The 14,097-nt window shown below is 69.8% G+C and carries 15 protein-coding genes; 1 reads left to right on the top strand and 14 read right to left on the bottom strand.

Going from position 1 to position 14,097, the window contains the following annotated elements:
• Positions 1-25: 25 nt before the first annotated feature.
• From ABZ463_RS27110 to ABZ463_RS27075, 8 genes are all read right to left on the bottom strand, one after another.
• Positions 26-484, bottom strand: coding sequence for an NUDIX domain-containing protein (locus tag ABZ463_RS27110; protein ID WP_352014467.1), 459 nt, complete (start codon positions 482-484; stop codon positions 26-28).
• Positions 481-1,116 (bottom strand): dTMP kinase, encoded by a 636-nt coding sequence (tmk, locus tag ABZ463_RS27105; RefSeq protein WP_352014466.1) that lies wholly within the window; start codon positions 1,114-1,116, stop codon positions 481-483. The genes ABZ463_RS27110 and tmk overlap by 4 nt, the downstream gene beginning before the upstream one ends.
• Positions 1,113-2,573, bottom strand: a complete 1,461-nt coding sequence (locus tag ABZ463_RS27100; RefSeq protein WP_362780293.1) for a radical SAM protein — start codon at positions 2,571-2,573, stop codon at positions 1,113-1,115. Before ABZ463_RS27100 ends, tmk begins: the two co-directional genes overlap by 4 nt.
• Positions 2,539-3,378 (bottom strand): hypothetical protein, encoded by an 840-nt coding sequence (locus tag ABZ463_RS27095; RefSeq protein WP_352014464.1) that lies wholly within the window; start codon positions 3,376-3,378, stop codon positions 2,539-2,541. Before ABZ463_RS27095 ends, ABZ463_RS27100 begins: the two co-directional genes overlap by 35 nt.
• Before the next feature lie 97 nt (positions 3,379-3,475).
• Positions 3,476-3,706, bottom strand: coding sequence for a helix-turn-helix domain-containing protein (locus tag ABZ463_RS27090; RefSeq protein ID WP_352014463.1), 231 nt, complete (start codon positions 3,704-3,706; stop codon positions 3,476-3,478).
• A gap of 16 nt (positions 3,707-3,722) precedes the next feature.
• Positions 3,723-4,007 carry a hypothetical protein gene (locus ABZ463_RS27085; protein ID WP_362780290.1) on the bottom strand — a complete coding sequence of 95 codons (285 nt, stop codon included), beginning with the start codon at positions 4,005-4,007 and terminating at the stop codon, positions 3,723-3,725.
• Positions 4,008-4,451: 444 nt separating this feature from the next.
• The gene (locus ABZ463_RS27080) at positions 4,452-4,820 is read right to left on the bottom strand and encodes a hypothetical protein (protein WP_352014461.1); all 369 of its coding nucleotides are present in this window, start codon (positions 4,818-4,820) and stop codon (positions 4,452-4,454) included.
• Entirely contained in the window at positions 4,817-5,044 is a 228-nt protein-coding gene (locus ABZ463_RS27075) for a hypothetical protein (protein WP_352014460.1), read from the bottom strand. The genes ABZ463_RS27080 and ABZ463_RS27075 overlap by 4 nt, the downstream gene beginning before the upstream one ends.
• Before the next feature lie 146 nt (positions 5,045-5,190).
• Here ABZ463_RS27075 and ABZ463_RS27070 point away from each other — a divergent pair, with 146 nt between their 5' ends.
• Positions 5,191-6,543 (top strand): helix-turn-helix transcriptional regulator, encoded by a 1,353-nt coding sequence (locus ABZ463_RS27070; protein WP_362780286.1) that lies wholly within the window; start codon positions 5,191-5,193, stop codon positions 6,541-6,543.
• Between the two features lie 262 nt (positions 6,544-6,805).
• Here the strand turns inward: ABZ463_RS27070 and ABZ463_RS27065 are convergent, their stop codons facing one another.
• The 6 genes from ABZ463_RS27065 to ABZ463_RS27040 form a co-directional block, all read right to left on the bottom strand.
• Positions 6,806-7,342 carry an NUDIX hydrolase family protein gene (locus tag ABZ463_RS27065; RefSeq protein WP_352014458.1) on the bottom strand — a complete coding sequence of 179 codons (537 nt, stop codon included), beginning with the start codon at positions 7,340-7,342 and terminating at the stop codon, positions 6,806-6,808.
• Between the two features lie 161 nt (positions 7,343-7,503).
• Complete coding sequence (locus ABZ463_RS27060) at positions 7,504-8,262, bottom strand: maleylpyruvate isomerase family mycothiol-dependent enzyme (RefSeq protein WP_362780283.1); 759 nt, start codon at positions 8,260-8,262, stop codon at positions 7,504-7,506.
• Positions 8,263-8,441: 179 nt separating this feature from the next.
• Positions 8,442-9,923 (bottom strand): multicopper oxidase family protein, encoded by a 1,482-nt coding sequence (locus ABZ463_RS27055; RefSeq protein ID WP_362780281.1) that lies wholly within the window; start codon positions 9,921-9,923, stop codon positions 8,442-8,444.
• A gap of 40 nt (positions 9,924-9,963) precedes the next feature.
• On the bottom strand, positions 9,964-11,325 hold the full coding sequence (locus ABZ463_RS27050; RefSeq protein ID WP_362780279.1) for an FAD-dependent oxidoreductase: 1,362 nt from the start codon (positions 11,323-11,325) through the stop codon (positions 9,964-9,966).
• Positions 11,322-12,560, bottom strand: a complete 1,239-nt coding sequence (locus ABZ463_RS27045) for an acyl-CoA dehydrogenase family protein (RefSeq protein WP_352014454.1) — start codon at positions 12,558-12,560, stop codon at positions 11,322-11,324. Before ABZ463_RS27045 ends, ABZ463_RS27050 begins: the two co-directional genes overlap by 4 nt.
• A 164-nt stretch (positions 12,561-12,724) precedes the next feature.
• A complete protein-coding gene (locus tag ABZ463_RS27040; RefSeq protein WP_362780276.1) occupies positions 12,725-14,095 on the bottom strand; it encodes a condensation domain-containing protein in 1,371 nt (456 codons plus the stop codon).
• Between the last annotated feature and the right edge of the window lie 2 nt (positions 14,096-14,097).

The following is a 14,097-nucleotide window of genomic DNA, read 5'->3' as shown; positions in this document are numbered from 1 at the left end:
TTCGGAGGCCGGGGCCGTACTCGTTTTATGTGGCTGTCGGTTCGGACCAACCATGTATGCCGATGCCAGTGCCGGTGCGGTAGAGCCTGACCCCGGCGGCGGTGTACGGCACGGTGTTACTCGGCAGGACGTCAGCGGGCACCCATTCGACCTTGGCGCACTTGTTCGGTTCGGCGTTGACCACCTCCCCGTCCCAGGCATCCGTGGCGAAGAAGAACCCGACCCGTGGCCGACCTTCGGGAGACAGGTGGTGGACCACGGTGGCGGGCCGTAGATGGCCAGGGTCGATGGTGACGCCGACCTCCTCGCGGGCTTCACGGATCGCGCAGTCGACGACTGTCTCACCGGGGTCGAGATGGCCGGAGGGTAGGCAGTACAGCCCGTCGGCGTACCCAGTGCCCTGCCGAAGGGACAGCAGAACATGACCGTCGCGTTCGAGGATCACATGAACATCCACGGTGACCTGCTGGCGCTGCGTCGTCATGGCGGCAGGAGCCTTTCCCGAGGCGGGTCTGACGCCCGTGACAATAGCTCAAGGATGTGGCCGGTGAGAGTCGCAGCGGCGTCTTGCGATGATTGGTGCCCTGTGTCGATTCGGTGGAAAACGTATCCATCGACAGCCAAGGTGTCGGCAAGGTCCTCGTACAGGGCGACTTCGGCGGTGCTGGAGCCTTCGTGCTCGAATCGTGAGTGCGCTCCTCTCACGCTGAGTCGCTCCTCCAGAACGGCGGAAGCGGCTGTGACCAGAACTGCCAGACCAGGCCGGTCGGCCAGGGCGTTGAGGTGGCGGATGTAATCCAGCGGGACGCCGTCGCGACTCTGGAGAACATAGGAGGAGGGCACGTATCGGTCGCACACCACCACCTCGCCTCTGGCCAGTGCCGGCCGAATCTCGGTCTCAAGGTGGTGGTAGCGGTCGGCGGCCACCAGGCAGGCCAGCGCAGGGCCGGAAAATGTCGCTGTCTGCCGACGGGCGATCTCGCCGAGAGGCCCGCCGGACGGCTCGCGGGTGGCCAGCGCGGAGACGCCCACAGCCGCGAGTTGCTCAGCGACCAACTGGGTCAAGGTGGACTTTCCGGCCCCGCCGGGGCCGTCGAGGGTGACGAACAAGCTCATGCAACCCTCCGAGAGTGCTGGGCGCGTGCGAGATCGGCCAGATGACGGTGAATCTCCTCCTCGGTGGCCTCCCCGAACTGGAGCCGCGAGGAGAAGTTGAACTCGTCCCGGCCGCGCAGAGCCGCGTCTTCGGCGCCGAGGTCCACGGGCGCGTAGTCGAGGAGTTGCTCGGTGGCGTAGCGGCCGGTGGCCATCAACCGCTCCCACTCAGGGGTGCCAGGGTAGGGGCGAAACTGAAACACCGACGCACGGAACGCTCCGGCCTGACCGTCGGTGAGATCCCACAGTCTGTGGATCAGGCCGACGGTCTCGGCCAGCTCGACACGGGTCTCGGTGGGGAAACCGAGAATGAAGTAGCCCTTCACCTTGATGCCGCGGATGGTGAGACGGCGGACAACGTTGAGGACCATCTCCTGAGTAATGCGCTTGTCGATGTGGGCCAGCATCCGTTCCGAGCCGGATTCGATGCCAAGGGCGACCTCGCGCAGCCCACACGCGGCGAGCAGATCGAGTGTCTTGTCCGGTGCACGGTGGAGCACGTTGATACGGCCAGTGGCGTCCCAGACCGCCCATTCGCTCACCTTCTCGGCGGCGAACGCGGCCGTCATCTGGTCGATCACACGGCGGGCGCCGAGGAACAGGTCGTCAACGAACCGGAACGCCGTCACGCCCTGACCATCACGGAGCTGGTGCATCTCGCCGAGGATTCCGTACGGCTCGCGTACTCGGATCGTCACATCCGGGTTAGCGCTGACCGCCGCGCCGCAGAACGAGCAGTCGTAGGGGCAGCCACGCGCCCCGACCATGTTCGCCTCGATTCGGCCGTCCTCGGCCCGGTAGGGGTCCTGGGCAAGATAAGCACGGTCGATGAACGGCAGCGTGTTGATGTCCGGTGCCAGGTGACGGCTGGTACCAGGGCGGCCGCCAGTGACCGGAGTGCCCAGGACCGGATCACACCACATGACTCCGGGTAGGCCGGTCCGGTTACGGTGGTCGGCCAGCAGCTCCACAACGCGAGTCTCGGCCTCGCCGATGACCAGGGCGTCGCAACGGGCCATCCGGGGATCGGCGAGGATTCGCTGCGGCATGGCTTTGGCATGGTGACCCCCCACCATGATGCGGATGTGCGGGTCGAGGGCGGCGGCGATGGTCGCGCTGATCTCGTAGGTGGGGGCTAACAGGTTGAATCCGACCCAGCGAGGCGCAGCCTGGTTGATCAGGCTGACGGTGTCAGCGATCGGCAGGCCCGCTGCCTCGGCGTCCAGAACGCCGACCGTGAAGCCTTGAGAGGCGGCGTAGGTGGCGATGTAGGCCATGCCCAGCACGGGCAAGGTGTAGTCGTTGACGCGGGGCCGGAGGGAGTAGTCCCGCAGCGGAGCGTTGACGAGCAGCAGGTCAAGTTGCGCAGGTGTGGTTCCTAAGTCAGTGGTGCGTGCTCCCTTGATCAACTTGTGCATGGTGATCTCCCCAGGCGAGTGTGAGGACAGTGAGTACGGACAGGTGCGGTCCGGCCAGACGCCGCCAGGTAGCAGCGAAGCCGGGCTCGTCGGTCGGCCACGCGGTGGCTGGATCAGCCAGCGCCGCCCAGGTGCGGACGGCCAGGTCGGCGTACGGGTACAGGGAGAAGTCGCCGGTCGCATCGGCGACAGCAGCCCCGGCGGTCCACGGCCCGATGCGCGGCACCGACTGCAAGGCTTTAACCAGGGCATCAGGGGCAAGCTGCGCCCATTCTGCGTGGTGGGTCAGGTAGGCGGAGGCTGCGGCCTGAAGTGGTCGGTGCTTGAAGGCCATGCCGAGTTCGGCGAAGTCCTCGGCACTGAGAGCGAGCGTCTGTTCCGGAGTCGGGATCAGCCAGGTACTTCCAGCAGCTTCACCTGCGGCGGCCCGAAACGCACGATGCATTTTGCGTGCCTGCCCAGCCCGGATGACCTGTCGGACGATGGCGGTTGCCAATGCCTCCCACAGATCGGGGTTGCGCACCCGCTCGACGCGACCGAGTCGGTGCAGGGAGGTGGCGAGTCCGACCGGTACCCGTCTGTCCAGCAGAGATACCGGGTCGTAGGAGTCGATGACGGGCGCGGAACCGTCTCCGCAGATCAGAGTGGCAATACGCTCGGATGAGCCGGTGAACGTCCACGTCCCTGTTGAGGTACGCAGCGCCCTGATCGGTGTACCGGTGTCAAGGTCCCAGGCGGGGTGGTCCAGCATGAGCCAGGTCATGACGTGGCCTTTCGGCTCGACGATCAACGATGTTCGCGCCACCGTACGCAGCCTCCGGTGCCGACGCGGGAAAACAGAAGAGTTGCTTCGGACATTCACGGCGGATCGCGCCCTTGATATGAGCATCACGTGTTCGTTCTCATGCGCCAACGGCTCCTGACCCGTGTAGCAGTGCGCGGACTTCGGACTCCAGGTAGCGGCGTTGTCTGCTGGGTGTGCGGACGGACGGGACCTTTCCGGTCAACGCCCAGCGGTTGACGGTCTTGGGGTCCACCCCGAAGATGCGGGCGACCTCGCCGGGGGTGAGGAGGCGGTCGGTGGCTCCGGTTTCGGTGCTGAAGGTGCCGTCGGGGCTGATGATGCTGGTCATGGGGATCCTTATGGCGTCAGGTGCGGATGATGTGGGTGATCCCGTCCTGGAGGCCCAGGGCTTGGGCCAGGCGGTGGACGGTGGTGCGGGCGAGGACGTCACGTGCTCCGGCGGCGTGCTGGGCCGGGGTGACCGGCTGGTAGCGGTAGGCCCACCACCGGGGCAGGCCCGGCATGTCCCGGGCCTCGTACCTCCAGCCGCGATGGATGGTGCCGAGCAGTTCGATCAGCCGCCGCTCATTCTCGGGATCGTGGCCGGTCGCGAACGGTCCCTTCGTAGCCGGGCGGCGATCACCGGCCATGCGGGAACAGCCCGCATCGCGATCCACGGGACCGGCTCGACCCCGACCGGGACGGCCATGTCAGGAACCCTCCCGGCTCTCCGGAGGCGCCACGGGCGGTTTCAAGGACTCTCTCGGGGGTCGAGGTTCGATCTCGGTGCCCGGGAGGCCGGGGAGAGCTGTGGAAAGCAGGTCGAGCAATACGCTCAGCGGGTTCTTCACGGGACTCCTGTCCGTGACGGATGGCGACGGATGGCTTGGAGGGCGCCCGGCCGGCGAGGTTGCCTGGCCGGGCGCCCGAAGGGGCCGGTCACTCCGTTGTGACCGGCGCCGACGACCCCGCTTCCCCGATGCGTTCCGGAGCCGCCGAGGGGGTGCGGCCCAGGCCCCTCATGCCTGGGCCGCACGTTCACGAGGTACGGCGGGCAGGGGCGGGATGAGGGCCCCGCCCGTCGTACCGGCTTGTCAGGCCGCGTTCCGGCGATGGCGCCGGGGGCGGTACGGCGCGACGGCGGGCACCTGGGAGTGGTTACCGCCGCGCCGGGTCGAGTGAAGGGGAAGCGCCCGCCAGGCGAGGGCCGTCTCCGCCTCGCGCATCCGCTCCTGAAGCCCTTCGGGGCTGACGTCGGAGATGATCAGCGGTTCGGGCGTCGGCCAGATCGCGATGGCGTAGAAGCGGCGCTGTCCAAGGCTGTAGAGCACGCTCCACCACTGGCAGGAACGGTCCAGTCGTTCCGCTTCGGAACGGGCCGGGCCGTCCCACAGGCGCCGGTACACCCTCGTGAACGGCTGCCCGTCGCGGTGCCGTCCGCAGCGGCGAGACCGCCTGATCACAACGCCACCTGCCCGGCGGCCTGACGGGCGATCTCCTCATGGCGGGTGATGACGGCCTGGATGTCGTCGAAGGTGTCAGCGTCCAGGTCCGGTTCGGCACCGGCCCGCCGCGCCTCGACGGGGAAGGGCTTCTGCCGGAAGGCCCAGAACCGGCCCGCGTCACTGATGAGCAGGCGCCAGCCCGGGATGGTCGGTGAAGGCCCAGCGGCCTTACCATCGTTCACGATCGCACCTCTTTTGCGATCAGGGACCCCGTACGGCCTGCCAGCCTGCGGGGTTCCGCTTTACACGGCCCTTGCTGGTGCCATAGTTGAAGTCGCTGGGAGTGTGGGGCAAGACACACTGCGTTGCATCGGCGCAGGTGCAACGCGTGCAACGGATCGCGAGGGCGAACGTGACCGGACAATCGACTCCGAACACCTCGACGGGCTGGCAGGAGTTCGGCCGTGCCCTGCGGATCCGGCGAGAACATCACGGACTGAGCCTGCGTGACCTCGCTGAGCAGATCCGGTGGAACTACTCCCTGATCAGCAAATGGGAGCAGGGAAAGAACCGCCCGCCCGTCGAGGCCGTCAAGGCCCTCGACGCCGAACTCGGCGCCGGAGGTGAACTCATGGCGCAAGCGCTTCACGCGGCGATGACTGACGCCGATCAGGCGCGGAAGGGTACCGTCGAGGCAAAGGCCTCAACGCGGGATGAGGATGAAGACATGGAGCGCAGACGACTTATGCGGGACGCCGCTGTCGTCGCCGTCGGCGGCGCGGTGGCGCCCGCGCTGGCCGCGCTGACGGACGCCTGGAAGGTATCCCAACCCTCCATCTCCGGGGCGAGCGTGTCACAGGCGATGATCGACGACTGGGAAGACGCCGCCGACGTACACGCCAAAGCCGCCCGCGTCGAATCGCCCGCCGTCGTCCTTGCCGCCCTCGCTGCCGACTTCGCCGAGATGGCTCCCCATCTCGCTCGCAATCAGCCCGATGCGGTACGGCGAGACCTCGCCCACGCCGCTGCCCGGCACACCGCCTTGATCGCCGGTAAGTGGACCGACATGGGCAATCGCAGGCAGGCCCATCGGTGGTGGAGCACAACCCGGACGCTTATCGACGAATCCGGTGATCGGTTGCTTGCCTCCTGGTTGCGAAGCCGCGAGGCGATCCACAGGCGCAGCGATCCGGCCGAGGATCTCGCCGAGGTCCTCAAGCTCTCTCAGGAGGCTCGTCGGCTGGCCGGTTCGCAGCCAAGCGCTCCGCTTGTGGCGGCCTTAACCACTGAGGCGAAGACGCTGGCGGCAATGGGTTCTCACGCGGACGCGATCAACACGCTGCAAGAAGCTGAGAGGGCGTTTGACCAGCTCCCGGCAGCGTCTGGCGCTTTTCGCAGCCTCAGCGAGCGTGGGCTGTGGTTCGATCGAAGCCTGATCTACACCCTCGCAAGTGATGTGAGGAACGCTACCCAGGCGCAGGATGCCGCCGAAGCCCTGTATCCGGTGAACGATCAAACCTCGCCTCGAATTCGATTGCACCGTGTCGCGCTGCACGCCCGAACTGATCCAGAGAACGCCGCGCAGGAAGCTCTCCGGATCGTTGACGGCCTTCCTTCCGGACGCTGGATGACCCGCTATACGACGGACACGCATCTCGTTCTCGGCGCCCTGCCGGAGCATGCTCGAACTCTGCCCGTTGCCCGCGAACTGCGCGCGCTGACAGTCAACCGGTCGGCCTGAGCTGCAATCAGACGACGGTCCTGCCTCTTTGCTCCGCCTGGCGGCGTCGCGGGCTGCGCCTTTTGCTCCGCCTGCGGCGGCGCGGGCTTGGGCGCCCTGAGTCGGTGTCTTCCCTCGTCGTTCGTCCGCTTCGCTCCCTCACTCCTCAGTCCAGACACCGACGCGCCCAAGCCGACACTCCTCACACCTGGCGTCGGTAAAGCACAAGCCGACACCCCTCACGCACGGCACCGGGAAAGCTCCGGCGCCGGGCGTCTGAGATTTAGGACAGGCGGCCCACGTGGGCCAGGGCCTGCTTGAGGAGGGTGCCGTGGCCGCCCTGCATCTCCTGTTGGACCAGGGGGGAGGCCGCCTCCTCCGGGGTGAACCAGACCAGGTCCAGGGCGTCCTGCCTTGGGCGGCAGTCCCCGGCCACCGGGACGACGTAGGCGAGGGAGACCGCGTGCTGCCGGGGGTCGTGGTAGGGCGTGACACCCGGCGTCGGGAAGTACTCGGCGATCGTGAAGGGCTGCGGTGAGGCGGGTACGCGCGGCAGCGCCACCGGGCCGAGGTCCTTCTCCAGGTGGCGCATGAGCGCGTCGCGGACCCGTTCGTGCAGGAGCACACGACCGGAGACGAGGGCACGGCTGACCGTGCCGTCGGCGCCGATGCGCAGCAGCAGGCCGACGTGCGTGACCACCCCCGTGTCGTCCACCCGGACGGGGACGGCGTCGACGTAGAGGATTGGCATCCGGGCGCGAGCGGCCTCAAGCTCGTCGGGAGAGAGCCATCCGGGCGCGGTATCGGTCATTTCGGTCATTGGTCGATCGTACTTCGCGGTCAGCGCGTGGACACGCAGGCACCCTGGGGCGTGGCGAACCGGATATGCCCAGGTCATGTGGGATATGTCCGAGACTGGTAGGGCGTACGGGATGTGTCCAAGGGGGTACGGCTGATGCGCAGGAGGCGTTCGGAGGGGGTTCAGGGGTGTCCCTGGGCTTCGGTAAGCCCGGCCAGCCATCGTCTCGCCTCGGGGCCGCTGGCGAGGAGGTCGGAGGCCTGTGCTCCGTGTCCGGTCACCAGCAGGCAGAAGTCCTCGGCGGCGCCGACGATCTTCTGCGGGGACTCGGCGGGGCCGTAGTCCCACAGGGCTCCCGAGGGGGCGGTGAGGAACACGTGCAGGTCGGGGCCGGGCGGGGTCCAGCCGGTGGGGCGGTAGCGGGCGCTTTCGGGCAGCAGCCCGAACTCGATCGCGTGCCTGACCCGGTCCGTCCGCTTCCTGCTCAGCCCGAGCGCGTCCGCGATGTCCTGGTCGTGGCGGAACAGCTCGGTCATCGCGGCGCCCGCGAGCGCGGCGGCCTCCAGCGGGCCGCCCAGCCATGGCACCGCACGGTCCGGCGGGAGGGCGGCCAGGATGGCGGCGGTGTTCTCGCGTTCGGTGTGCCAGCGGGGGAACAGCGCCCCCGGCGGTTCGAGCAGGTAGCCGGACAGCGACGCGCGCAGCCTCGCCTCCAGGTCGAACCTGGGCTGCGTGGTCAGCGCGGTGAACGCCACCGGGTCCGAGGCCGCCAGGCCGATCAGCCGGTAGAGGGCGGCGAGGTGGGCGATCTGGTGCCCGACCGTCCAGCCGGGTACGGCGGTCGGCGTCGCCCACCCGTCGGCGTCGAGATCGACGACCGTCCGGTCGAGCTCCTCGGCCTCGGCGTGCAGGTCATCGGTCACGTCCCTCAGGTCGCTCATGACGGGGTCCTCATCGGTTCTGGGGGTCGGGGAAGGTTGTCGCGGTGATCCAGAACCCTCATCGGTTCCGGGAGCGGGCATCCGGCAGGCTCCTGGTGGCGGCCGCCGACGGCCTTCGGCATGGCTTTCGGTGGGGTTTTCAGCGGAGCTTACGACATGGCTTTCGGCGGGGAACGGGGTCAGGGGACGATCTCCATCTGCGCCATCATTCCGCCGACCGAGTGTTCGAGCATGTGGCAGTGGTAGAGGTATCGGCCGAGGAAGTCGCCGAAGGTGACCTGGATTCTGACCGAGGCGCCCGCGGGCACCAGGACGGTGTCCTTCAGCCCCGACTCGCCGGGCAGCGGCGGGGCGCCGTCGCGGTCCAGGATCCTGAACTGCACCAGGTGCAGGTGAAGGTTGTGGTCGAGGGACACGTCGGTGTCGAGGTTGGTGATGCGCCAGATCTCCGTGCTTCCTCGTTTGACGCGGGCGTCCACCCGGTTGGGGTCGAAGACCTGGTCATTGATGTAGGCGGCACCGCGGACCATGTCCACCTTGAGGGTGATCTCCCGGTCCGTCCGTCCGCTGCCGAGGGCGGGCAGCGGCGGCAGGGGGCGCAGCACGTCGGGTACCCGGCTGTCGTCCGCCACCCTGGTGACCACGTCGAAGCGCAGGACCGGGCCGCTGACGTCGTTCAGCACGACCTGTTCGCCGACCCTGCGGGGGCCGAAGTCGATGACCACCTCGGCCCGTTCGCCGGGGGAGAGCACCACGACCTCCCGCCGCACCGGCGCGGGTAACAGGCCACCGTCCGAGCCGATCTGCGTCATCGTCATGTCACGGTCGAGGCTCAGGTGGAAGGTCCGGAAGTTGGACACGTTGAGCAGCCGGAACCGGTACCTGCGCGCCGCCACCGGGAAGTACGGCCGCGGCCGTCCGTTGGCCAGCAGCGTCGTGCGGTTCGGCGTGTCCTCGGGGGCGTAGATCAGGGAGCCGTCGGGGGCGAAGTGGGCGTCGGTGAGCATGATCGGCACGTCGTGGTCCCTGGAGGGCAGCCGCAGGCGCCTCTCGTCCCGGCCCTCGACCAGGTAGAAGCCGTGCATGCCCCGGTAGACGTGTTCGGCCTCCATGTGGTGGGTGTGGTCGTGGTACCAGAGCGTCGCCCCCGGCTGGGCGTTCGGGTACTCGTAGAACCGTGACCGGCCGGGTTCGATGAGGTCCATCGGATAACCGTCGCTGTCGGCCGCGACGTGCCCGCCGTGCAGGTGGGTGTTGACGGCCCGGTCGAGGCCGTTGCGGTAACGCACGACGACCCGCCGCCCCTGCCTGACGCGCAGGGTCGGGCCGACGAAGGCGCCGCCGTACCCGAGGACCTCGGTGCGCACGCCGGGCAGCATCTCCACCCGGGAGGCGCGGATGTCCTGGTGGTAGACGTCCACGTCGCGGTAGGAGGCGACCGGGGTGAGCACGCGGGGCACGGGCATCCGCACCCGGAACGGGGCCGGGTCCGAGCCCCGGGTGGGCGTCGCGCCGTGGGTCATGTGCGTCCGCCGGTGGGTGCCGAGGCCCGCGTCGGCCATGGCGGGGGAGGCCTCCTGCCTGGGCAGCAGCAGTGTCCCGCCGACCATGCCGCCGAGCGTGAGGCCTCCGGCCGTCAGCAGGCGTCGTCTGTTCAGCATCTTCTCCCCAATCGGGTCATACCGGTTCCACCCGGGCGTCTCACGGATTGCTGTGGGCCGTCGCACCGGGGGCGATGTCGTCGCGGAACAGCCCGGTGGGATCGACCCTGGCCCTGACCCGGTCGACGGCCTCGACCCGCTCGGGGCTCAGGTGGCGCTGGGGCTGGGAGAGGCTCTCCACGAACGAGGGCGCGGTCAGGCCGGTGTCCCACGGCCGTAGTACGGCCCGCGTCCGCGCGCAGTGGCCGACGAGGGCCTCCGGGGTGAGGTCGCCGAAGGGCACACCCCCGCCCATGTAGGCGAAGCTCGCGTCGAGGCGGTCGAGCGCCCCGCCCTCCCGTTCCGGTACGGCCAGCGCTCCGCCGAGCTGGCGCAGTTCGGCGTTGGTCAGCGGCGACCCCGGCCCGGCGACCCGCAGGAACTCCCCGGCCGCCTCCTCGGGCAGGTCGTCCAGCAGCATGTGGTCGCCGAAGATGGGGAACGGCTCGGTGGGGTCCATGTGGGTCAGCGTCACCTGGCGGGGCGGGGCCGTACCCCAGGTGTCGAGGATCGGCGGGGCGAGCGCGCGCAGCGGGCCGAGGAGGTCCTCGGCGACCGCCTCGTCCCCGGGTCCGCCGAGCACGACGCCGTCGACGCAGAGCACGCTCCGCCCGCGCAACGGCTCCGGGACCTCGGGCAGCGGCGGCAGGTTCATCAGCCGCAGCGTCGTGGTCGCCTCACGCGGCGCCTTGCGCGTCCAGTCCAGCCACAGCGGCAGCAGCCGTTCGGCGTGTACGGCGGGCCAGTACGCGGCGCCGGTGACCACCCGTTCCAGGGGGAACAGGTCGAACTCGACGGCGGTGACGACGCCGAACCCGCCCCCGCCGCCGCGCAGCGCCCACAGCAGCTCGGGATCGGAGGAGGCGTCGGCCCTGCGCGGTTCGCCGTCCGCGGTGACCAGTTCGACCGCCCTGACGGAGTTGGCGGCCAGCCCGGTGTGCCGTCCGTAGAGGCTCACCCCGCCGCGCAGCAGGTAGCCGACGACGCCGACGAGCGGGGAGGAGCCGTGCGGGGCGGCCAGGCCGTACGGCTCGGCGGCCTCGACGACCTGACCCCAGCGCGTCCCCGCGGGCACCCGGGCGACGCGGGCCGCGGAGTCGATCTCGACGCCGCCGGACAGTTCGGTCCTGAGCAGCAGCGCCTCGCCCATCGGGCGGGCGGTGGCCGAGCCGTGGCCGGTCGAGTGCACCCGGACCCGCAGGTTCTCCGCAACGGCGTGGGCGAGCGCGGCCCTGATCCCCGCGACGTCGCGCACCGTCGCCGCGACGGCGGGTTCGGCGGGCGCGGCCAGGTTGAAGACCCGCGTCGCCTCCGCGTAGCCCGCCTCGCCCCGGCGAGCGAGGCGGGCCTCAGGAGCGGTCATGGCGCGGTGAAGTGGACGCGGGTGAACTCGCGGTTCGCCACGGTCGGCAGGAAGACCGCGAACCCGGCGTGGCTGTGCAGCATGGACATGTCCCGCCACACCCGTTCGAGGCGTTCGCCCTGGCGGACCGAGCTGGACCCGGCCGTCGGGAACAGGTAGCTCTCCACCGCCGTCCAGCACAGCCGGATCGTGTGGCGGCAGATCGTGGTGATCCGCAGGTCCTGTTCCCTGGTGAACGCCTCGGGGCCGAGCGCGCACAGTTCCTGCCACTGCCTGATCGCGCCCTGCACCCCGGCCTCGGCCGCGGCGATCATGCCGGCGGCCTCGGCGTACCAGAACTGGTAGTCGGGGTCCTCGGCGCGGCCGACGACGGGCGGCAGCAGCGTTTTCCTCGACCGCATCAGCTCGCCGTAGACGTCGAGGGCGCCCTGGGCGATGCCGACGGCCAGCGACGCGATCTCCAGGACCATGTAGCTGAGCGGGCCGCCGCCGTACTGGGGGTTGCCGTGCAGCTCACGGCCCGGGGTCCCGCCGGCGACGGTCGCCTCGCTCAGGTGTGTGCCGGGCAGCGCGAAGGAGGCCGGGATGCGGCCGTTCTCCATGGTGACGCTGTGCGACCCGCTGCCCTTGAGGCCGAGCTGCCGCCCCCAGTCGTCGACGAGGCGCCACTGGTCACGCGGGGCGATGAACAGCATGGGCGCGGGTGGCCCGTCGCCGGTCTGGGCCAGGGCGTGGCCGATGAAGTGCGTCGCGTACGGCGCGCCCGAGCAGTAGTTCCAGGTGCCGTTGAGCACCCACCCCCCGTCGGCGGCCGGTACGGCGGAGCCGCTGGGCACGATCGTCGCCGGGCAGACGAAGTCGCCGTCCCGGAAGATCTCGGCCTGCGCCTCCTCGCCGAAGAGCGTGGCGGCGGCGATGGCGTGGGTGGCGCCCAGGCAGTACATCCAGGCCGTCGAGGGGCAGCCACGGGCGAGCGTCGTCACCACCCGCATGAAGGTGTCGATCCCGAACTCGTAGCCGCCGTAGCGGCGGGGCACCAGGATGCGGTGGAAACCGGCCCTGGCGAACTCCTCGTGCGTCCGCCGGGAGTAGTGGGTGCGCTGCTCGGTCTCCGCCTGGAGGCCGACCAGCGTGGGCGCGATCGCCTCGGCCCTGGCCAGCACCTCGTTCGGGGTGAGGCCGGGCTCGGGCGGAGCCGGGAAGCCCTGTCCCGGGGCGTTCGTGACGGCCGTCATCGCTGATCGGCTCCTTCCGTTCTGGGGTCTCGGTCCGGGGGCGGCGGGTCCTGGGGTCTCGGCCCTGGGGCGGTGAGTTCCGGGGTAGCGGGTTCTGGGGCGGTGGGCTCTGGCGGTGTCCCGGTCCTGGGGCTTCGGGTTCCGGGGCGTCGGTTCCTTCCGGGTCAGTCCCGGGGGAGCGGGGCGTCCGGGGCGGCGACGGCCTCGGTGAGCAGGCGGCCGTACTCGGCGACCAGGCCCGCGATCGTGTCGTGGTCGTACAGGGCGTTCTTGTACTGGACGCTGCCCACGATCTCGCCGGTCGGGTGGAGGTTCAGGGTCCACAGCGCGCCGTCGGGCACGTCGGAGCCGACGGACTGGTCGAGCAGGCGCAGCCGTACCTCCGTGTACTCCAGGTCGCCGATCACCTCGCCGTCGAGCACGAACGGGAACGGGAAGACCTGGAAGACCCAGGGCGCCCGGTCGGCCTCCATTGCGGGCCGCATCAGTTCGGGCGCCTGCCCGAAGATCCGCAGGGTCGGGATGTCGTGCGAGTACCCCTCAAGGCAGGTCGTCCTGGTCCGTTCGACGACCTGGCGGAAGGTACGGCAGGCCGCCAGGTCGGTCCGCAGCGGCAGGAAGTTGAAGCAGGAGCCGACCATGTCCCCGAACCCGTCCCGTTCCCGGCCCCGGCCGGGGGTGAAGGTGGGCACGGTGATGTCCGTACGGCCGGTCTCCCGGTGTTCGAGCAGGTAGAAGGCGGACAGCAGCACCATGAAGAGCGTGCCGCGCACCGCCCTGGCCAGGGCCGTCGCCCGGGAGATCGTCTCGGCGCCGATCAGGAAACGATGCACCGACGTCTCCTGCCCGGCCTCGGCCGACCGGGGCCGGTCGGTGCGCACCGTGAAGATCTCCGCTCCGCGCAGGTTCTCCCGCCAGTAGGCGTGGTCGGCCTCCGCGCCCCCCTCCTGCGCGGAGGCCAGCTGCCAGCGCGCGTACTCCCGGTAGGGGCGCGTCTCGGGCAGCGCGGCGGGGACGCCCTCGCGCCGCGCCGCGTAGTACCGGGCGACGTCCCTGATGATCAGCCGCATGGACCACCCGTCGGTCGCCGTGTGGTGCGTGATGATCACCAGGATCGCGTCCTGGTCGTCGAACCGGCCCAGTACGGCCCGCAGGTGCGGCAGCGTCCCCGACTCGATCGTGGACGCCTCGACCTCGTCGAGCAGGTCGTCGACCACCGCGTCCCGCCGTTCGGGGGCGGTTCCCGACAGGTCCCTGACCTCCAGCTCGACCGGGCAGGGCGGCAGGATCTCCTGGTGGCGGGAGCCGTCCTTCCTGACGATGAGGGTGCGCAGCGCCTCGTGCCTGACGACGACGTCGGCGAGGGCGCCCCGCAGGGTCTCCTCGTCCACGCCGCCGCGTACCCGCCAGCCGTGGACGAGGTGGTAGCGCGGGCCGAACGGGCCGCAGTCGTCCCCCTGGTCGAAGACGCAGACGAACTCCTGGTTGAGGGAGAGCGGCGCGATGGTTCCGGTGACGGTGTCCGAAGTGGTCATGG

Origin of the sequence: Streptosporangium sp. NPDC020145 (assembly GCF_040631275.1) — a bacterium.
In the GTDB taxonomy this organism is placed as follows: Bacteria; Actinomycetota; Actinomycetes; order Streptosporangiales; family Streptosporangiaceae; genus Streptosporangium.
The sequence above is the reverse complement of the archived record's forward strand: the minus strand, read 5'-3'. Positions and strand labels throughout refer to the sequence as shown.